The 20966-nt window shown below is 34.4% G+C and carries 15 protein-coding genes; 4 read left to right on the top strand and 11 right to left on the bottom strand.

What is annotated here, in order from left to right; all coding sequences use genetic code 11:
- The first annotated feature begins 334 nt into the window (after window positions 1-334).
- Genes ACJG85_RS01595 through ACJG85_RS01585 form a run of 3 tightly spaced genes read left to right on the top strand, consistent with a single transcriptional unit; the run spans window position 335 to window position 3078 of the window.
- Entirely contained in the window at window positions 335-1363 is a 1029-nt protein-coding gene (locus ACJG85_RS01595) for a thymidylate synthase (RefSeq protein ID WP_412476763.1), read from the top strand.
- Window positions 1347-2183 (top strand): hypothetical protein, encoded by an 837-nt coding sequence (locus tag ACJG85_RS01590; protein WP_412476762.1) that lies wholly within the window; start codon window positions 1347-1349, stop codon window positions 2181-2183. Before ACJG85_RS01595 ends, ACJG85_RS01590 begins: the two co-directional genes overlap by 17 nt.
- Window positions 2155-3078: a hypothetical protein gene (locus ACJG85_RS01585; protein ID WP_412476761.1), complete on the top strand. Its 924-nt coding sequence runs from the start codon at window positions 2155-2157 to the stop codon at window positions 3076-3078. The genes ACJG85_RS01590 and ACJG85_RS01585 overlap by 29 nt, the downstream gene beginning before the upstream one ends.
- Here the strand turns inward: ACJG85_RS01585 and ACJG85_RS01580 are convergent, their stop codons facing one another.
- The 10 genes from ACJG85_RS01580 to rplM all read right to left on the bottom strand — a co-directional run bounded on the left by ACJG85_RS01580 (window position 3079) and on the right by rplM (window position 17978).
- Window positions 3079-4173, bottom strand: coding sequence for an ImmA/IrrE family metallo-endopeptidase (locus ACJG85_RS01580; protein WP_412476760.1), 1095 nt, complete (start codon window positions 4171-4173; stop codon window positions 3079-3081).
- Complete coding sequence (locus ACJG85_RS01575) at window positions 4170-4496, bottom strand: hypothetical protein (RefSeq protein ID WP_412476759.1); 327 nt, start codon at window positions 4494-4496, stop codon at window positions 4170-4172. The genes ACJG85_RS01580 and ACJG85_RS01575 overlap by 4 nt, the downstream gene beginning before the upstream one ends.
- Window positions 4497-5436: 940 nt before the next feature.
- Window positions 5437-5799 (bottom strand): hypothetical protein, encoded by a 363-nt coding sequence (locus ACJG85_RS01570; RefSeq protein WP_412476758.1) that lies wholly within the window; start codon window positions 5797-5799, stop codon window positions 5437-5439.
- 270 nt (window positions 5800-6069) lie between these two features.
- Window positions 6070-9588, bottom strand: coding sequence for a DUF6443 domain-containing protein (locus ACJG85_RS01565; RefSeq protein ID WP_412476757.1), 3519 nt, complete (start codon window positions 9586-9588; stop codon window positions 6070-6072).
- A 5-nt stretch (window positions 9589-9593) separates the two neighbouring features.
- Window positions 9594-13037, bottom strand: a complete 3444-nt coding sequence (locus ACJG85_RS01560) for an RHS repeat domain-containing protein (protein WP_412476756.1) — start codon at window positions 13035-13037, stop codon at window positions 9594-9596.
- Between the two features lie 11 nt (window positions 13038-13048).
- Entirely contained in the window at window positions 13049-14704 is a 1656-nt protein-coding gene (locus ACJG85_RS01555; RefSeq protein ID WP_412476755.1) for a T9SS type A sorting domain-containing protein, read from the bottom strand.
- A 383-nt stretch (window positions 14705-15087) separates the two neighbouring features.
- Window positions 15088-16050 (bottom strand): translation elongation factor Ts, encoded by a 963-nt coding sequence (gene tsf, locus ACJG85_RS01550; RefSeq protein WP_409678233.1) that lies wholly within the window; start codon window positions 16048-16050, stop codon window positions 15088-15090.
- A gap of 119 nt (window positions 16051-16169) precedes the next feature.
- On the bottom strand, window positions 16170-16976 hold the full coding sequence (gene rpsB / locus ACJG85_RS01545; protein ID WP_409678230.1) for a 30S ribosomal protein S2: 807 nt from the start codon (window positions 16974-16976) through the stop codon (window positions 16170-16172).
- A 160-nt stretch (window positions 16977-17136) separates the two neighbouring features.
- The gene (gene rpsI / locus ACJG85_RS01540) at window positions 17137-17523 is read right to left on the bottom strand and encodes a 30S ribosomal protein S9 (RefSeq protein WP_409678227.1); all 387 of its coding nucleotides are present in this window, start codon (window positions 17521-17523) and stop codon (window positions 17137-17139) included.
- Complete coding sequence (gene rplM, locus ACJG85_RS01535; protein ID WP_290875465.1) at window positions 17523-17978, bottom strand: 50S ribosomal protein L13; 456 nt, start codon at window positions 17976-17978, stop codon at window positions 17523-17525. The genes rpsI and rplM overlap by 1 nt, the downstream gene beginning before the upstream one ends.
- Before the next feature lie 272 nt (window positions 17979-18250).
- Here rplM and ACJG85_RS01530 point away from each other — a divergent pair, with 272 nt between their 5' ends.
- Entirely contained in the window at window positions 18251-19270 is a 1020-nt protein-coding gene (locus ACJG85_RS01530; RefSeq protein ID WP_409678224.1) for a LacI family DNA-binding transcriptional regulator, read from the top strand.
- On the opposite strand, the gene ACJG85_RS01525 is transcribed toward ACJG85_RS01530, so the two are convergent.
- Window positions 19271-20962 (bottom strand): sulfatase-like hydrolase/transferase, encoded by a 1692-nt coding sequence (locus ACJG85_RS01525; RefSeq protein ID WP_412476754.1) that lies wholly within the window; start codon window positions 20960-20962, stop codon window positions 19271-19273.
- Window positions 20963-20966: the final 4 nt, after the last annotated feature.

Here is a 20966-nt window from a genome sequence, read left to right as displayed (position 1 = left end):
AAGTCGAGCTAATATTCGTTTGCCTGATGCCTCTTGTTCATCTTTTTAATTTCAAATCTTACAAAATCTTCTAAAATGATATGTGCTAATAAAAAAGGCCAGACAACATTGTTTTAGGCTTTATGTTTACTTGAGTTATCGATCCAATTTACTAAGGATTTGAAGAAACTTTGTCACCTGTATGGTGACATCGTCGGAGTTAACAAAAAAACTTTTCTAATCATTTTTAAATCTATAAAAACATAATTAAGATAATTTGTTTTAGTAAATAATTCAAGATTCAAAAAGCAGATTTAATAAGAAATATTTGTAATAAAATTAATTTTATGTTAATTTGGTTTTAGTATTAGACATTATTGAAATAAAAATGAATTTTGAAGCGAATACAATTGATGATTTGATGTATGATATCTTAGAAGAACTTATCAAACGCCCTTTTGATGTTATTCCAACAAAAGGAGCAAGCAGTGAAATTTTTGGTGCCATGCTTCAATTAAATAATCCTAGAGCAAGGCTAAGTAGTACTGAAACTAGAGGAAAAACATTCAGCGCTTTAGGTGAATTTTTATGGTATCTGTCAAAATCAAATGATTTGGAATTTATTATGTATTACATTATTAGATATAAAAATTATTCTGATGATGGTAAAATAGTTTATGGTGGATATGGGCCACGATTATTCAACATGCGCGGTAAACATAATCAAATTAATCGAGTAATTGAGCTATTGAAGGAAAAGAGTACTACACGACAAGCTGTAATACAATTATTTGATGCTGAGGATTTGTTAGAGAAGCATAAAGATATACCTTGTACATGTAGCCTGCAATTTATTCTTAGAGACAATAAGCTCAATATGATTGTTTTCATGAGAAGTAATGATGCATACTGGGGCCTTCCTCATGATATTTTTTGTTTTACCATGATACAAGAAATTGTAGCTAGAAGCTTAAATGTTGAACTAGGTATTTATAAACATTCTGTGGCTAGTTTGCATCTGTATGAGGTTAGTGTAAGTGATGCAAAACAATATATTGGAGAAGGATTTCAACCTACTAAAGCTCCTATGCCTGAAATGCCAATAGGAAATCCTTGGGAATCTATACAAACATTAATGCAATTCGAACAGGAAATAAGAAACGATTTCACTATTCCTGTTGAAAACCTAAAACTAGACAATTATTGGCTTGATTTTGCATATTTATTGAAAATATTAGCGTTGTTTAAGAATAGAAAGTATGAGCTTATTGAGTCAGAAAAGGCAAAAATAAATAGTGAAATATATTCTGCAATCGTTCAGAAAAAAATTGATGATAATAAGTCTAAATTTGCAAAAATTAAGTACAATGAATCCAGAAGCTAAACGGCACCTTTTATATCTAATCGATTTTTTAAATAAATGTCAATCTTTGGAGTTGTCTATTATTCCGTGGGCTTCACCTGTACTAGCGTTTGGAGATGTTTCAAAGTCTAAAGTAGCAACACTTGGGATTAATCCAAGTAATCGAGAATTTGTAACTATTGATAATGTTGAGTTGAAAGGGGAAAGTAGAAGGTTTCACACGTTATCTTCACTAGGTCTCCAAAAATGGTCTGATGCAGACGAAGTTCAGCTTCAATTGATTTTTGATTCATATAATGAGTACTTTTCTAGAAATCCATATGATGGTTGGTTTAAAAAATTGGATTACCTAATGTCAGGGACTTCAGTATCATATTACTTTCCCTCACATGAAGCATGTCACTTGGACTTGATCCCCTTTGCTACAGCAGAAAAATGGTCTAACTTAAATCCTTTACAGCAAAGCACATTACTTGAGAATTTCGAAGACACATTAGGGTCTATAATGTCAAATTCATCTATCGAAGTTTTATTATTAAATGGACAAACTGTAGTGAATAATTTTGAAAAAGTGTCCAATGTAAAATTTGAAAAAAAACTTCAGAGTGATTGGAAATTGCGTAGAAAAGATGGTGAAGGTGTTGCGGGTTTTTCGTATGAAGGAATTGTAAGTTCAATTGGAAGAGTTGAGTTAAAAAGAAATATAAAAGTTTTGGGATATAATCATAATGTACAGAGTAGCTTTGGAGTTAGTTCTGAGGTACTTGCATCGATTCGTGAGTGGTTGTCTAAAAACATAAACATTAATTCTTATGAGACCAGGAGACATTCTATTGTATAACGATATTAAAGCAAAACTAAGCACATATAAAACAATAAGACCATTACCTGGAATCAATAGTCCACAAAATGAGAATTGTTTCATTTTGCAAATTATAGACAGTGTTAGACGGATAAGGTATGTAAGATTGATGTCAGAAAATACTGTTGATGTAGTTACTACTAATCCTAGTAGTGTAGCTTTTGACCCCTTAAAAGCAGCTGTATGGCATAGGAATCAAGGTGATATAAATGAAGCATTTTGGTTAACCTTCTTAGCGACTCATTTTGGTAAAAACTTGAGAACTAAGTGGAATTTAGTGAAGGATGTTTATAGCGGTTTAACCAATAATATAGTTTGGAGTTGGGATAATGTATGTTTAAATCCAAATGAATTTTTAATATGGTTAAATGATAGTCAGGATGTTTTGAAGTCAAGAGGAAGAGTAGGAAATCACAGAAAATATCAAAGTTTAGGGGCTTATAATTCTAATGGGACAGGTAGCGCAATAATGAGTTACATAAATTGGATAGGACAAAATCATAATCATCAAGATTTAATAAATATAACTTTAAAGGCAGCAGGAAATGATTCTAAAAAAGGCTTCAGACACTTATACAATTCTATGGATGAAGTAATAAGTTTTGGAAGAATGGCCAAGTTTGATTTTTTAACAATGATAGGTAAGTTGAACTTGATTGACATTGAGCCAGATTCCACCTACATGATAGGTGCAACGGGGCCGGTTAAAGGAGCAAAAATATTATTTGGGCAAAATGTAAGTAATAGTACTTTCGAGGAGTGGTTTACAGAACTTGAAGAGCATCTTGATTTAGATTTTGGAATGCAAGTTTTAGAAGATGCTGTTTGTAATTGGCAAAAACAACCTGCCAACTATATTCATTTTCGTGGATAATTACAACATGCAATTTATTTCATAGATGTCTTCCCAATTATACCTTCTCTTGTACGAGTTCAAATATTTATAATCGATTATTCCAAAATATTGCATTTGTCCCACAACAATTCCTGGTGAAACTCCTGCTTCTATTGCAAGATTAACAATATTCCGCTTATTACCTCTTACATTTAGTAGTTTAGAGTGAAGTGTATATGGAATTAACATTTCAGCAGCAAATTTGTTGGCTTCATCTTCTTCAGTATTTGATTTTGTACTTTTTTCTGAAGACTCTATGTGAATGCCTTTTTCTCCATGTAAAACAAGATGGCCTGCTTCATGAAAAAAAGTAAACCAAAACTGGTCGTCTGAAAGATACCTGAAACTAAGTAACAGCAGAGCTCTGTCAGGAGAAAGAAACTTGGTCGCGCCACTTGCTCTACAACCAGAAGGAGTTCGAACAATAGCTACTGTAACACCACATTTTGCACACTCTTCTATTAATTTTGGGAGGAAATCCTTTGGGCTTTTCTTTTTTGTTAGTGGTTTAATTTTTTCTAAAGTTTCGATGAAAAGATTTAAGTTCCAAGAATCGCACGTTGATTCTTTAGCGGCTATCTCACCTTTTCTTAACCATACAGCTGTAGCTCCGAAATCAGAATCAAATTTTGATGATTTTCTAAATGCTATTTCACCTATTTCTTTGTTATATTTTTCTTCCCATTCATTAATACTAGTAACATTAAAAAACTCTAAACAGGTTTTGACAATATCTTCAGTTTTTTGAATCCATCCGAAATTTATCATATCTTTCACAGGAAGTTTTTTTATCCAATTTTCCTGTAATTTATTTATTTTTTCAAGACTTTCTCTATATTGATTATCTCTTGCAATCCAAAATTCAGCACTAGCTCCTAAATTTATTTCAAGTTGATTTGCTATGTCGAAGTTAATAGGTACATTTCCGTTTACAATTTTTTCAACTTGACTAACTGTACTTCCCATTTGTATAGCAAAATTTTCTAATGAAATATTTCTCTCATTGAGAATATCAATTATTGTATTGCCCGGATTTGAGGCCCAATTAGGTGAAAATATTGATGAATTATTCATGGTTTTTCTATTATTTCAAGTATTTTAATCCTATTAACTTCGGACCAATTAATGCTACCATCCTCTAATTGTGGTATAATTATATTATTTACCGTAAAAATAAGAATATAGTTATTACATAAATCAACTTTATAATTAGGATATGGGGTGTTTTCTATTTCACAAGGATTCCCAATGATAATATCTGTTACTGATTTTGCTGCAGCAAGGTCAGCTAATCTGTTTTGTAATTTTATTGATACTTGAATGCCAAACTCATTTTGTGCTTCAATCTCATCTTCACAAATTTTTCGAATTTTTCTATTATCAAATGAGATTAACAAATGATTGTAATTTTAAATATAACGTAAATATAATGCAATTATTGCTTTAGTAAATAATTTCCTAATTGTTTTTCTAACACTCAAATGTTTACAAATGTTCTAGGTCAACTCAATCAGAAAATGAGCATTAGTTATTATTAGGGATAACTACACTTGCCAGCAATGTAAAAACGAAATCGCAGAAGAAGTACATCACTTAAACTATTCAAATCTATTTAATGAACCGCTTGATGACCTAATTTCGTTATGTAATGTTTGCCATTCACAAGTGCATAAATATTAGCGATATTTTAACTTTTTTTGAAAATTAAAAGAGGCATTGCTAAAGTGAGCTTTTCTGCCATAGCTCTTTATTCTTTTGGTAGAAGCGGTATATTTTACTTTTACTCGCTTTGGTAGTTAGTTTAAAGGCTGTGATATTTTCATACTTCATTTTTTAAAAGGTTAATATTTTGTGTTATGTGGTAGATACAGCATACCCATACAAGGGCATTACATAAGTATCGTTTACAATAAATACTAACGATTTTCAAAAAGTGTAGTGTTTTGGGACTTTTTTTGAAAAATATTTTAAAAAGGTGACTTTTATAACTGTTTCAAAATGAGACAACCTATACACACCAACCCATACCCCAAAATTTTGAACGCACCTTTATGGTAGTAGCCTTTTATGATGTACACAATTTTTGTGCATCAAGGCGGTAACGTAAAGAGTTCTTTGTTTTGGTGTGTGTTTAAAGACCATTATACAGGGTGGGAGGCTGCTTTATCAATGATTGTGGAGATATACATTAAAGAGCAGATACAGGCATAACAATGCTAGCTCAAAAAGCAAAAACCACCCGTTAAGGTGGCTTATTTATTACTGTAATTATTAAATTTATGTGATTATACACTATAAGGTATTGTGTGGGAGAGGGGGAACACTATCATTTATGCATTATTTAACCTTTATTAACTTACCCGCAAATAAAGTTAGTGGGTCATTATTAGCAGATTTATCGTTTAAATCTATAGTCCTAAAATAAATTGTGTCATTACCAATTTCCCTTTTGGGAAACTTTACTTGGAGATGAGAATTTTTATCATTTAAAAAAACAAAGTATTGCTGATAATCAACATCCCCTTTTATTTTTTTTCCATTCACTTGCTTTCTTGTATATGTATCACCTTTAAAATTAACAATTCCATTTTGTGAACCATAACTATAATCGTACTGTATTCTGTATATTCCATTCATTTTAAAATCTTCTCTTTGAACCAAAGAAATTAAAAAAAACGGCATGATAATTAACCTCTTCATATTTATCATTTTAAATGAAATTATATTTTTTTAAATGTAAAAAAGCAAGTGCTACTGTTAAAAATATTAACATAAAATAAAATCTCAACGATACCATTTTTTCATATATACTATCTTCATAATTCACAAAAGGTTTCTTATATTTTAAATGATAGTAAATAAGTCCTATTAACACTAGAATACATATAATTAATCCTATAGTTGCCATTTAAGCTTAAATTAATGATTATTTAGATGTGATGCAAATTACTTATACAAATATATTTATATTTAATTACGTTGATAAAATCCTTTGAAATCATATTGTCTTCCTTCGTCAAGTGTCTTATCTAAACCCATAATCAAGACTTCCATAGCGGCTTCTTGTTTCAAGGTAGGCCCCAATAGCTTAAAGCACTCAGGTATAGCAGTTAAAACCACTTTTGTAATTGCTTTTTCAGGATTATCCCAAGTTATTTTCCCATTACTTATATCATCTACTATTTCTGCACTAGTGCCAACAGTTGACAATGTTCCACCAACACCCATCAAAACGCCACCTGCAAGCGCACCAATTCCTGTAGATGCGAGAGCAGCTCCTGTAGCTGTCAATCCATCTCCTGCACCAGATAAAACTGATGCAAATTGTCCCAAAGGCGTAGAGTTGTAATCAATTCTTGCTCCTCCTTCAGTGTAAGGTTGGTCAGCTGGGTCAATTGCTGGACCTCCATTTACAGAGTACGTCCCATTAGCGTTGAGTTGAATTTTATCTCCATTAACATTATTAGTTGCAGTTGTAGATGATACAACTTGTTTTACATTTTCATATCCTTTTGTTTTAGCTTGCTCTGTGGTTTTTATTTCAGGGTCATAAGTCACACTTTGTTTTCCATCTTTTGTAGTATACTCAACCCAGTCTGGTGGCGTTACTCGCATACCATCAGGGTCAACAAATCTCATAGGGTTGTTTATGCAATAGGTATAAGGCGACCATCTTCTATACTGCTCGGCTAGCGGGTCAATATTCATCCACCTTCCAATGGCAGGGTCATAATTCCTTGCGCCATAGTCATACATATTAAGCCCCATCTCGTCTTGGAACTCTTTGCCATTGTACTTATACTTATAACTAGTTGGACTAGTATAATTATATGGTTTGTGTTTTAATCCAAATGGATAATAATTGTTTTCTTCAATAATATCTAAATTACCCGTAGTTTGGTTTTTTGTATAGCTTAACCTAACATTACCCAAATGATCGGTGTAATTAAATATATAACTGTAAACATTGGCACTATTTACCACTGTATTTTTTACATAACCTTCTGCATGAGGGAAAAAATCTAAAACTACGGCTCCGGTGGTTCCAACTTGACTGTATTGATACCCGTCATTTAAATAATGTGTTGTATTTACATTTGTTCCTTCGGTTACCACTTTTTTGAGCTTTTTCCCGGTAGCATTGTAAAGGTAATCAATTGTTCCTGTGGTGCCAAAAGTTACTGTCGTGGGAAGATTTAAATGATTATAGGTAATATTTGTTATGCCCTTGTTAGCATCGGCGGTCATATTACCATTGTTGTCATAAGTGTAATCGACAGCTCCGGCTACATCATTAAATCCTGCCGAAGTACCAGTATCACTTACGCTAACTAGCAAATTCGGATTGTTACCACTATAATTGTAAACTAAGTTATCAATTGTGACAACATTGATTCCATCATCAACATCCCCGTTTCGTTGCAGGTTTTGGATATTCCCATTTTTATCATAGCTTAAACTTTCATTATAACTATTGGTAACAGGCACAGTATTATTTGGTTTTTGATAAACAGCACTTGTCAATCTGTTTAAATCATCATAAAAGTATCCGTATTTTCGCTTGATGTCATCATTGCTGGTTGTCCAATACGTTTCAGCAATGTTACCGTTGAAAAGAGATTTACCATTATAATTGGTTGCATTCTCTACTTCATTGTAATTGATTTTAAAGGCAAACAAATCTTTTGGAACTCCGGCTTTTTGCAAAGCATCAACGTCATTAATTGATTTTAACCAGCCTCTAATATTATAGCTATAATCTATCTTTTGTAAACCAATATAGTTTACCACATCAGCACCTCCTACTTGTTTAGAGATGAGTTGTCCTAATTCGTTGTAGGTATTATAAGTTAACAGTTGCGTTATACCGGTATTATTAATTTTATGGGTATGTCCTAATGATTTGTCTTGATTGGTATATGTAAAATAATCGAAGACTGTTAGTGTAGGATCATTTGCGGTTCGTTTTGTTCTAGTTTCTGTACGATTTACTCTGCCAGTCATGATTTCTAATTCCCGGTCTACTTTAATATAGCCGTTTAAATAATTATTGGTTACATTGGTTACTGGTCTCCCTTTGAAATCATAATAAACATAGGATTTTTCTGCATTGTAAAGTGTTGGCGATTCTAGCAATCTAACCCATTTTAGCGTTGGCAACCCTTTTGGTTTATTATTCGAATTGTAATAGATAGGTTGGCCAAGAATAGGGCTACCACTTAAAGAAGGGCTGACCGTTAAATTACTGGCATATTCATCATAATAATCCAAGGTTAAGACAGTATATGCTGTGGCATAAGTAGAAGGAATGGCCACGTTGGTGTAACGGGTTTGAAAGTTATCAGCCCCGTTGACGATGGGATAAGTTGATTTAGCCTCATTTACAGGTAACGCAGGCGCACTGTATAAACTTTGAAGAGATGCTCGTGCAGTGGAATTTATATTGCTTGATGCCATCAACCAAGCCGTTAAAATTTGTCTGTTGAAAGCATCATACTTTGTTATTAACCAGCCTTGTCCCTCGGTGTCAGGGAATGGCGATAAAGTTGGTCCGGTAGCTACCACACGGTCTAATTTATCATAGACTATGAATTCCCATTGTTTACCCGGTAGTTTTTTTTCTACTAAGCGGTTGCGATGGTCGTATTTGTATTGGTAACAAAGGTTGTCCAAAACAGTACTGGTGATGGTTTGATTGGTATCTACCATAGGGGGTAACACGAAAGTCAGATTGCCAAATTGGTCATAGATATAATAAGTGTCGTGCTTAACAGTGTTATTGTAGGTACGTTTTAAAACTACTCTCCCTTCTTTGTCTTTGAACTCTTCGGTGGTATTATTATTGCCAGAGACCCAATTTTCATCTTTAGTTATGGTTTTGTACAACTGGAATGGGTCGTAACTGCTTACCGATAGTGAATTGGGGATGTCATACAAGCCTTTGGTTGCATCCCATGTAGCTGTTACGGCAAAATATTTGACATTATCCTGAGTGATATTGGTTTGGTATTCAAATATAATGGCATGGTTGCCATTTACTGCCCAATCACTGCCCGGAGCACCTTGCTTAAGAACACGATTCAAAGGTGAAGCTTCGAAAAGTTTTTCACTGAAGGCAACAGGGTCATTGTAATTAGTGACGTATTGTTGAACTGTATTGGTTTTTAGCGTTTCTCCTGATATATATAACATGTCATTTTGTATAGACACATAAGGCAAATACTCCATTGACTGTCTCCCAAAAGCGTCATATTCGATATGGGTTACAATATCCTTTCCCGAACTTGACTGCGCATTGGCATTTTGTTGAATAGGTCTTCCCAATCCGTCAAAATAAGTTACGGTTTGAGTAGCCTGTTCAGGGGTAGGTGATGCAATGCTGGTAGTGGTTGGTTGTTTGTATGTTTTGGTTTTAACGTAATTTTGAGTAGTTGTTTGACCAATAACCATGATTGGTAAAAACAAGAGGGAATACAATATTTTTTTCATGGTTATTAGTTTTGAGTTCTGTAATGGTATTCGTGCTCCGATACAATATTATTATATCTGTCTCGAACTTCTTTAAGCCTGTTGAAATCATCATAGATATAGGTAATAGAATCGCCTTTGGGATCGGTGATATTTGTGACACCGACTAGTGGCTTATACGTGTAAGTGGTTATTAATGCCTTTTGCATATTGGCATCGGTACTCAGTCTAAGAGCATCTAAGGCAGCTTGAATATCAACCTCTGTTGCTGTTGGTGAATTTGTTATTGTTTGAATGTTAGTTATTAGATTGGAAGGAATATTAGCATAAGCAATATTCTCTAACTTGGCTACCGGTAACGTTTTGTTGTAGCCATAGATGTAACAAATTAATGTGCCATTGGTTTTTGATACACATAAAGGATTACTGTTTTCGTCGTACAACAAGTATATCACATCTTGCTCCAGAGACAGTTGTCCTTTAGAGACCGTTATGTTTGCGGGAAGATAGGATACATTCCCTGCGAAAGAGTTAGCATAATTGATGTTAGCGGTTTCGAGTAATTGACCATCTTTGAATTTTTCTATTTTTTGAATTTCAGCGATTCTATTATCCGAATGAATTGAATTCCAGTTGTGGTAATAGAATTTAGTTTTATTTATTCCATTAGTACTATTTGTGATAGTGTGTTCGCTGATTTTTTTGTTGGTAAGGTTGTAATCAAAATCTTGAACAGTACTTACTATGTTTTGATTATTGTTGTCATAGAAATATTCATTGGTAGTTGTTCGGAACAATTTAGCCCAACCAATTGCTTCTTCAACTATAGCTGATTGAGTAAACGACGAGACATTTCCACAAACAGTGTAGATATCATTGTATTGGTATTCAACGTAAGGTATTGGATATATACAAAGATTTACATTAGTACAATGGTCTAGAAAGGATTTATAGGAATTGTAATTACTGTATTTAAATAAATAGGGACACTCATTTGTTGAAAACAATCTAACACCATATGATATCAATGACTCATTGGTAAAACTGTATTCATTTGTGGTCTTTTTTAGAATTTTTTCATTGTCGAATTTTTTTTCTTCTATCAAAAGCCCCCTCTTGTAATCAAAATTTTTAACAGGTAAAAAAGGATAATCAGTATTATATACATCTACTATTTCAGGATAGTCAAGAGGGCTTGTATAAGTGTAAGTTGAGAATCCATTATTATTGCCATTAAAAATTTTGATGTTTTTATATCCAACATCTGAACCTGAGGTTTTTACTGCACCTAAATTGTTAAGCGATGTATTGTATGTGAAATTATTTGTCTCTAATAATTCATAATACTGTTCAACAGTAGAAGCAATCATATTTCTGACAGCATGACTCCTTATTTTTGTATGCTCGAATTTTGGTTTAGGAAAGACTAAGGATCCACTACTTTTATTTAAATTTTCTTCATATGAATAATCATATGTGATTTTGGTAAGTGGATCTGCTTGGTTTTCAATTTCATTTAAATTATCAAAATTTAGAATTCTTTTGATTCTTATTCCTCCTCCAAATAAGTATTGATCAGGATTTTGTTTTCGTCTTTTGTATTTAATTGTACCACCAATCGTATGTTGTCCATATCCATTTAAAAAATTATAGCATAATTCTAACATGTCTCCACCATTAACAATTAAAGTCCTGCTACAAGAATCAATAGGAGAGTTACAACCAATACCCCCAATAGAAACACCTCCTTTTTTTAAGGTTATTAAATTTTCATCGAAATCATTAAAGATAATTTCAATTGTCATCTCATACTCCTCTCCGGGAGCTATCACTGATAAACTAGGGCTTATTCCCATACATTGAATTGAACCATTTGAAGTAATTGTAAATTCTTGGGATGTTTCTATCCAATTGTTCGGATTTTCATCGAAGTTGGTTATAGGTTCATTTCCTATAAATGAATAGGTGTTTGACTCAAAGTCAAAAACTCTTACGCCTCCTGTTGGGTACTCTATTTTTTCTAAAACATCAGTGGTACAAAAGTTGGGTTCAGTAGTTTTTAAAAAAGGTAAATTAGAGGGTTTTAAATTCATGTATCCCCAATAATCTTTGGAGACATACTTTCCGTCAGTAGGATTGTCTTTATAGAAAAGGCGATGTTTTTCAGTTCTATTTTGATTACTGACTCTTTTGATTTCATCTAAGAACATTCTTTTTAGATTTCCTGTGGCAAAAGTGTGTTCTCTGTAAGTATATCCGAACTCAAAACTTTCAATTAAGTTTTCATTCCAATCTTTAAAATAGATTCTTTTTAGTTTTTTTGCTTGCGTTCCATTATGAATATCGGAGTCGCTTCTGCCAGTTTCATATTCAAAGTTTAATTTACTAATTCCATTTACCAGTATTGCGGATACTTTATGAGATGCTATTGTTCTTGAATTATTTGTGTAACTATATCTTGGTCCTAGTTGACTGTAATTAAATTGAAGATGAGGTTGCATGACATAATTAAACAAATAATATGGATTATTCATAAAGTCAACATCACAATCCATAATTGTACTTGATTTAGAAGAGATTATTTCATTTGAAATTTCATAATTAAATGTTGCAAGTAGTATGTTATTTTGATTGTAAATATTGGATAGATGAAACGCACTTTTATATTGGTATGTTGGTAATGGTGCTAAACTCTCTTCATTATCAAAATAAATGGATTGTGAAATACCTGACTGAGTTGTATATTCTACATTTTCAAATACATATTTATAACCTTTGTCATCATAAATAGTAAATCCATTTATTGAAAACCCGTTAGTTGAATCGTGAGTGTAATTGAGGATAACTTTGGCAGTACCTTGATCGAGTCTGACCACTTCCAACTGATTTAGACCGCTAACTTTTTTTATTAAAAACCTACCTGAATTCCCCAGAAAATTAAATTGGTAAAGGTCATGTTCTGAATCGTATTTACCTTTTTCGGTATCAAATAAGAATTCTTCCAAGTATTCGCCATATGGTTCTAAGCCTTTAAGGTTACGTTCTACTTGATAATAATGATTCGAATTATTTGATTCATTGTCATAATAGATTCCTATTTTAGACCATTTGTCCAGCATTTCGTCGGGTAATCCTCTTACTGTTCTGGAAACTGCTCCGGTTACTGTAAGACTCCATCCCAAGCCTACATCTCCTGCCACTTCATCAGCTGCTATGCTTCCTGAGTGATATTGCAAATTACAAGGTATGGCGATGTCTTTAGAAATGGTTGGTGAAGTAAAAAGCGGGATGGTTATACTGGGTACTCCCGTATAATTGCTAACCGGAACTTCTTCAAATTTCATCAAACCGGCTACTGTTGGGGATGCTGGAATGATATTGGGTAAATCTTTTTTAATTGAGGGGTCTTGTTGTCCAAATGACATAGAACACAAAACCATAAATATTAGAGTTGAAATGTATTTTTTCATGTTGTTGTTTCTTAATTTCTATTTCTTCCTTTAATAATTTTTACGCCATCACTTTGCTTGTCCGTTTTGATGTTTACAATGTAAACGCCCTCGGGCAAACCGTGCAAGTCTATTGGCACAGTTCTGTCTGTAATTTCAAACTGTTGCAAAACGTGTCCAGTTATGTCAACCAATGTTGCAGTCCCTTTATTGAACTCATAGCCTACAATAACATTGGTATAGTCAATGGCTGGGTTTGGAATGGCCTCTACCGGTTTTTTAGCTTCTTTGGGTTTTTGTTTATCTTTGAGCTTTACAACCCAAAAGTCAGTGCTACCAATACCACTGTTTTTGTCGTTGGATATTTTGCCTTTGCTGGTTCCGGCCATTAAGTAACCCCCGTCACGCGTTTCGATGACTTTCTTTAAAATGTCTTGTCCATCACTACCAACGTCTTTGCGCCAGATTTCTTCTCCTTTTTCATTGAGTTTAATAGCTACATAATCGTCAGTACCTGATTTTACTTTAGGTTCTGTTTCTTGATTTTTTTTGATTGCACTGCTTCTCTTGATGATTTCACCTTGAGCATAACCGCCTAAAAGAATGGTTTTGTCGTCATTTTCAACCAAAGAAGTCAGTACATCTACCTTTGCAATGTTGTAAGTTTCTTGCCAGAGGATACTACCTTCTTTATCGAGTTTTAGCACCCAAAAATCTGTTCCGCTTTGATTGCTGCTTCTTTTATCTTCACCACTCTCTGAGTTAGAGTTTCCACCTAGTAAATAGTTTCCATCTTTTGTAGTATTGACAACATACAATTGGTCATCACCTTTACCGCCTATGGTTCTTTGCCATTGTTGCTGACCATCTTTGTCTAGTTTTACTATCCAATAATCGGATTGTCCTAAGTTTTTATGCAGCTTATTACCACTATCGGGTGAGTTTGAGCTACCACCTAACAAATAGCCTCCGTCTTCGGTGATTGCAATGCTTCTTAATTCATCATTATAAATACCGCCAAAAGTATTCTGCCAAACAATCTTACCGTCAATATCAATTTTCATTACCCAATAATCCATTCCGCCAAAATTTGGACTGGTTTTATCTCCGGTGTTTGAAGAACTACTTGAGCCAGCAACAACAAAACCACCATCACGAGTTCTTACTACAGCAGTCAGTTCATCTTGTCCCGAGCCGCCTATGGTTTTTTGCCATTCTTCGCCTCCTTTGGCATTGAGTTTTACTATCCAAAAATCGGAAGAACCTTTACACTTTTCTTTTTTATCAAAACCCTCTGAAGACTCTGATGAACCCGCCAATAGAAAACCACCTTCATTAATGAGAATAACACAACACAACTTATCCAGTGCGGAACCGCCTAAGCTTTTCTGCCAGTCTAAATCGCCTTTCTCATCCATTTTCCAAACCCAGTAATCTAAATCGCCACGGTTGTCTTCTGTTTTGTTTCCGGATTTTTTAGATACTGAACTCCCGGCTAGAATAAATCCGTAATCAGGTGTGGCAACGACATCAAATAAGAATTCTGCTTGTTTACCACCATAGCTTTTCTCCCATAGAATGTCTTGTGCAGTCATTGGGACAATTCCAAATAAAAAAATGCAACAGACCAAAATTCGGTGTTGCATTTGTAAAGATTGTTTAGTCATAAAAGTTGTTGTTAGGTTCATTTCTCCAATTTAAATAAGCGGTGTAAATTTTAGGTACACTAAAAGTGTACATTTTGTTAAATTTTCTGACAACAAGTTCTGAAATTGTTTTGACAAAAAAAATCCCCATTAATGGGGATTTTAATCGTTGATTTTAAGGTAATATTACTACAAAAGGCTTGTTTTTGTAGTTTAATGGTTTTTTTGAAATTTGTTTTTGAGGAAGATTTTTTGATTTTTAACGTTACATATTTCAGTTTGCCAAAACCGTTGTTCTGATTAAATTGATTTCGTTTTACATGGGTTCAAAATGAGGCTTCTTGATGTTTACAACAACAAAAAACCCCGATTCACGAATGAACCGAGGTTTTAATATGGTGAATTAATAATTTTAATTCAAGGGATTATCCAAGACTTACTCTTTTGAAACCAGTAATTTCAACGTTGAATCCTTTAACGTAATCACCTACTTTTTTACTGTCATCTTTGATGAAGTTTTGATCCAATAAGGCTTTCTCTTGGTCTAAAGTAGTGTTGTCAGAGATGAAACGTTGCACTTTACCCGGGATAATTTTATCCCAAATTTGTTCCGGTTTACCTTCTGCTTTTAATTCCGCTTTTGCATCTTCTTCAGCTTGTTTTAAAACTTCCGGAGTTAATTGAGAGTAAGAGATATATTTAGGAACATTTTTCAACGTTTTTCCTAAACGTTTTGCTTCTTCATTTTCTTTCTCGATTACAGCAATACGAGCAGCCAATTCAGAGGCAACGAAAGCAGGATCGAAATCTTTATAAGATAAGGTTTCAGCGCCCATAGAAGCTACTTGCATAGAGATGTCTTTGGTTAAAACATCAGCGTTGGCAATTGGAGCAGAAATAGCAGTTAATGCAGCAATTTTGTTCACGTGAACATAAGAGCCAACAAAAGCACCTTCTAAAATTTCAAAACCACCGATTTCGATTTTTTCACCAATAACACCGGTTTGCTCAATTAATTTTTCAGCTACAGTAATTCCGTTGAAATCTGAAGCTAAGAATTCTTCTAAAGAAGAGAAGTTGATTGCTCTTTCCACTAAATCTTTAGCTAAAGCAACGAAAGCTTCATTTTTACCTACGAAATCAGTTTCGCAGTTTAAAGTAAGGATAGCTCCTTTGGTATTGTCAGCATTGATAAAAGAAACAGCAGCTCCTTCAGAAGACTCACGGTCAGAACGGTTAGCGGCTACTTTTTGCCCTTTTTCTCTAAGGATTTGAATCGCTTTATCGAAATCGCCTTCCGCTTCAACCAAAGCTTTTTTACAGTCCATCATTCCGGCACCTGTAGTTTGTCTTAATTTGTTTACGTCTGCAGCAGTAATTGTTGACATAATATTTTTTGTTTTTTTTAAATTGAAAACTCTTTTAAAAGTAAATTACGAATTACGAATTTCAAATTACGAGTATCATAATCCGTAATTCTTAATTCATAATTCGTAATTATTTTGTTTTACTCTTCAGTTTTGGTTTCTGTGGCCTCTACTTCAGGAGCTGCTTCTACAGCCGGAGCCGGAGCTGCAGCTGCTTCTACAGTTTCTTCAGCGTCAGTTTCAGGAGCAGCATCAGCAGTTCTGTTGGCTAATCCGTCTTTTACAGCGTCGGTTACTAAAGATAAAATTTTATCAATTGATTTTGAAGCATCATCATTGGCTGGGATAACGTAATCTACTTCACGTGGATCAGAGTTAGTATCAACCATTGCGAAAACTGGAATGTTTAATTTTTGTGCTTCTTTTATTGCGATATGTTCAGCTTTGATATCTACTACGAATAAGGCAGCAGGTAATCTAGACATGTCAGCGATAGAACCTAAGTTCTTCTCTAATTTAGCACGTAGACGATCAACTTGTAATCTTTCTTTTTTAGACAAAGTCATGAAAGTACCGTCTTTTTTCATTTTATCAATAGAAGCCATTTTTTTAACGGCTTTACGGATAGTAACGAAATTGGTCAACATACCACCTGGCCATCTTTCAGTGATGTAAGGCATGTTACAAGCTTGTGCTTTTTCTGATACGATATCTTTTGCTTGTTTTTTGGTAGCTACGAAAAGTATTTTTCTACCGGAAGCAGCAATTTTTTTCAAAGCTTCGTTAGCTTCTTCAATTTTAGCTGCAGTTTTATATAGGTTAATGATGTGAATACCATTACGCTCCATATAAATGTAAGGAGCCATATTTGGATCCCATTTACGAGTCATGTGTCCGAAGTGAACACCGGCTTCTAATAATTCTTTAACTTCAATTTTGTTTGCCATTGTGTAATAGTTTACGTTCCGTTGGTTAGCAATTTTCAAGTAGCTCTTGCGATGGTCTTGAAAATTTAGATGCTAAACTAATTCCTTTTTCAACAAAAAGAATATCGGCAACTTGTTTTTTAATTTCAATACTAAATGAACGAATAAAACTTCTAATCGATTAACGTTTAGAGAATTGGAATCTCTTACGTGCTTTTTTCTGACCGAATTTTTTACGCTCAACCATTCTTGGATCTCTGGTTAGTAATCCTTCTGGTTTTAGGATAGCTCTGTTTTCAGCTTCTACTTCGCACATAGCGCGAGCAATAGCCATTCTAACAGCTTCTGCTTGTCCTGTAGCACCACCACCATATACATTTACTTTTACGTCAAAGTTTTCAGCGTTGTTTGTCATAGACATTGGCTGTAATACTTTGTACTGTAAAGTAGCTGTTGGGAAGTAGTTGTTGAATTCTCTTTTGTTAACGGTAATTTTTCCTGTTCCTTCTGAAACATACACACGTGCAACTGCACATTTTCTTCTACCGATTTTGTGAATAACTCCCATTACTTTAAGTCGTTAAGGTTTACGGTTTTCGGTTGTTGAGCAGCGTGTTTGTGCTCTGGACCAACATTTACATTCAAATTGCGGAATAATTCAGCACCTAATTTGTTTTTAGGTAACATTCCTTTTACAGCTTTTTCCACTAATAATGCAGGGTTTTTTTGTTGCATTACTTTAGCAGTCAAGCTTCTTTGTCCTCCTGGGTAACCTGTGTGTCTGATGTACGTTTTGTCATCTAACTTGTTACCAGTCAAGTTGATTTTTTCTGCGTTGATAACAATTACGTTATCTCCACAATCAACGTGCGGCGTATAACTTGGCTTGTATTTACCTCTCAAAAGCATCGCTACTTTTGAAGCTAAACGACCTAAGTTATGACCTTCAGCGTCTACAACAATCCATTGCTTATCGGCATTGGCCTTGTTTACTGAAACTGTCTTGTAGCTTAATGTGTTCACAATAATTTATTTTAATTAAACATTCCATCCCCAATAAAGGGGTTGCAAAAGTACAATTAAATATGATAAAAGCAAATACCCTTTTTTAAATATTTTGCTAATCTGCTGTTTTTTGCCTAAAATCCTAACAGTGAATAGACTTAACAGCGGTTTTATTATTTGGAATCTATCTCGGAATAGTTCCTATTTTGTCTTTTTCTTGTTGAACTTTCCTTACCAAGTTGGAGGTTGCAGCAGAAATTTTACTATTTTTACACTTTAACCCAGAAAAAATGAAGTCGAAAGCCACCTTAAAACAAATTGCTAAAGAATTAGGGGTTTCTGTTTCCACCGTTTCCAAAGCCCTTAACGGAAGTCCGGAAATCAGCGAGCCTACCAAACAGCGTGTTCAGGAATATGCCAAGTTAAAAAACTACAAGCCGAATGTGATTGGTTTGAATCTTAAAAACCGTCGCACCAAAACCATAGGCGTAATTATTCCTAATATATTGAACTCTTTTTTTGCTAAGGTATTCAGCGGTATCGAAAAAGTGGCTGACGAAAAAGGATATAAGGTGATTACTTGTATTTCCAATGAATCTTTGGAGAAAGAAATCAATGCGCTCGAAATGTTGAGTAACGGAACGATAGATGGTTTTATACTTTCTATTGCCGAAGAGTCTCAAAAGTTGCAACAATACAGTCATTTTACTTCTATCATAAATGAAGGTACGCCCATAGTGATGTTCGATCGTATAGCTGAGGAAGTGAATTGCGATAAAGTAATTGTAGATGATTTTGAATCGGCAGTAAATGCCACCGAACATTTAATCAAAACCGGATGCAAAAAGATTGCTTTACTTTCGGCTATAGACAACTTGAGTGTTGGGAAACTCAGAGCCAAAGGTTTTTATAAAGCATTGGAAAATCACGGAATGAAAGCCGATGATAATTTGGTTATCTTGACCAATAACAATGAAGAATTCAACGATAAAATAGGTGGTTTTTTCATCAAAAACAGACCTGATGGTGTATTTGCTTTAGACGAACATGCTTCGGTTACGGCTATGAAATTGGGTATTCAAAACGGCTACAAAATTCCGCAAGAGTTGTCGCTGATTGGTTTTGCCGACGGCGTTTGGTCGCGTCGTATGACACCAAGTTTGTCTACGGTAAGTCAGCATGGCCCTGAAATTGGAGAAGTGGCAGCACAATTGTTAATAGACAAATTGGAAAGCGAGGCCGAAACATATACTTTTACCACGACCACCATCAAAACCGAATTGCGCCAAAGAGATTCCACCAGAAAATAATCAGCGTTTGTAGGTTTTAAAGAAGGCTGCTGCAAAATTCTTTTTAAAACAATCGTGACTGTAAACAGTTGTCGTTGGGGTTTTTACTTTTAATCCTCTCTCAAAACCTATGTCCAGCCATGACTGTATAAAGCTCGTTTCTTTGCTAAGAATATGGATTGGGGTTTGATAACTGTTTTCAGGTTGGGTTAGCAAAGGTGGTTGATGGTCGCCAAAAACTACATAAATCGTATCCGAAGCAGTATCATTTCTGATAAAATCCACCAAATTTTGGAGTTGGTATTCGATGGCTTTGAAATAATTTTCAGCAGGTTGCTCAGATAAATTTTCCAGTGGATGATATGCTTCTCGTTTAGCCGTTTGACAGTCTGTCCATTGCGGCAGTACCACTGTAGGCGAATCAAAATGGTAATGAGAATTGATGGTTTCTACAAAAAAGGCAAAAGGTTTTTGAGCACTTTTGGTTGCCATTAATTGTCTGGCTTTGTTCAGCAGAAATTGATCGGGTGCCGACGGACCAAAGTTGAAAGTTTCTCCTTGATATTCTAAATCACGGTATTTAATGGCTTGGTTGGTACCCAAAAAAGACATGATTTTTTCCCACTCGATGGATAATGTTTCAAAACCGCCTATCCCGGCAACTAAATAAGTGTCATAACCCAAATCGTTTAAAATGGACAATACCGATTGGGTTTTGAAGTCTTTCTGATGATTGAGTAAAAACCGATAACTAAAGTCATTTTTAATTTTCACTCCTTTTAAAAATGAACTATAGGACACCCAAGAAGCACCACCGGTTACCGTAGTCTCTGAAAGTATGGAAGCCGATTCAAACTGTAGTTTTTGTAATTGTTCTTCTAAGTTTTCCAACAGCTTCAAATATCGTTCGCGATAGCGGTTGTTTTCATACAATAGGGCACCATAAGACTCAAGGGCAATAAAGCATATATTAGGCTTGGATTGTAGAGTTAAATTTTCAGGAATTTCTACCACACTTTGAGCAGTGAGTTCCGGAATTTGTGCTAAGTCTTCTGTTGCTTTTCGGGTAAAAAAACGATTGGATAACCACAAACTGATACCCCATTGGATGGTGGCAAAATGATGAATTTCGAATTCTTCCACAGCCGTAAAATGCAATGGATTGATTTTCTTGTAAAACCAATAAAAGATGCTGAGACAAGTAATGCCAAAACAGAAGAAAAAGAGGATATCCGACCTGTAAAGTAATGCTGCTAAATAAAAGTTACCCCAAATGACCAATCCGCTTACAATTGTAAACAATAGCAGCCCGGCAAAAAGGGCTGTTTTGTAACCACTAAATCCAATTTGAAAGCCTTGAATTATTAAAGCATAATCCGATTTAAAACTCGGATACGATTTGTAAATGCCGTAGATGCTATGATGATATAAAAAGAAAATCAGGGTAACCCAATACACTGAGGCCAAAATTATCTTAGCATAAAAAATCGGGATTTGATTTTGCAACAGCGATAAAACCACTACAAAAAACGCATATTCCCAATTCAGCCTAAAAATGTCTTCATTAAATCGGGTAAAAAAAGGTTGTATTCTGAAACGTCCTTTAGGAAAAAACTCTTTTACCGGAAAAAAAGCAGTTGTCTTGCTGTTAAAGGCATAGCGAGGGACAAACAACAAAAAGCTAAGTGTTACAAAAACTACTATTCCGGTCATACCC

Origin of the sequence: Flavobacterium mekongense, from assembly GCF_047038255.1 — a bacterium.
GTDB lineage: Bacteria > Bacteroidota > Bacteroidia > Flavobacteriales > Flavobacteriaceae > Flavobacterium > Flavobacterium mekongense.
This window is presented reverse-complemented; position numbering and strand designations above follow the sequence as displayed.

Excerpts from the sequence above, each read along its gene's own strand:
- ACJG85_RS01590 (WP_412476762.1), top strand. The coding sequence starts at position 1,347 with ATGAATCCAGAAGCTAAACGGCACCTTTTATATCTAATCGATTTTTTA.
- ACJG85_RS01585 (WP_412476761.1), top strand. The coding sequence starts at position 2,155 with ATGAGACCAGGAGACATTCTATTGTATAACGATATTAAAGCAAAACTA.
- ACJG85_RS01580 (WP_412476760.1), bottom strand. The coding sequence starts at position 4,173 with ATGAATAATTCATCAATATTTTCACCTAATTGGGCCTCAAATCCGGGC.
- ACJG85_RS01570 (WP_412476758.1), bottom strand. The coding sequence starts at position 5,799 with ATGAAGAGGTTAATTATCATGCCGTTTTTTTTAATTTCTTTGGTTCAA.
- ACJG85_RS01565 (WP_412476757.1), bottom strand. The coding sequence starts at position 9,588 with ATGAAAAAAATATTGTATTCCCTCTTGTTTTTACCAATCATGGTTATT.
- ACJG85_RS01560 (WP_412476756.1), bottom strand. The coding sequence starts at position 13,037 with ATGAAAAAATACATTTCAACTCTAATATTTATGGTTTTGTGTTCTATG.
- ACJG85_RS01555 (WP_412476755.1), bottom strand. The coding sequence starts at position 14,704 with ATGAACCTAACAACAACTTTTATGACTAAACAATCTTTACAAATGCAA.
- tsf (WP_409678233.1), bottom strand. The coding sequence starts at position 16,050 with ATGTCAACAATTACTGCTGCAGACGTAAACAAATTAAGACAAACTACA.
- rpsB (WP_409678230.1), bottom strand. The coding sequence starts at position 16,976 with ATGGCAAACAAAATTGAAGTTAAAGAATTATTAGAAGCCGGTGTTCAC.
- rpsI (WP_409678227.1), bottom strand. The coding sequence starts at position 17,523 with ATGGGAGTTATTCACAAAATCGGTAGAAGAAAATGTGCAGTTGCACGT.
- ACJG85_RS01530 (WP_409678224.1), top strand. The coding sequence starts at position 18,251 with ATGAAGTCGAAAGCCACCTTAAAACAAATTGCTAAAGAATTAGGGGTT.
- ACJG85_RS01525 (WP_412476754.1), bottom strand. The coding sequence starts at position 20,962 with ATGACCGGAATAGTAGTTTTTGTAACACTTAGCTTTTTGTTGTTTGTC.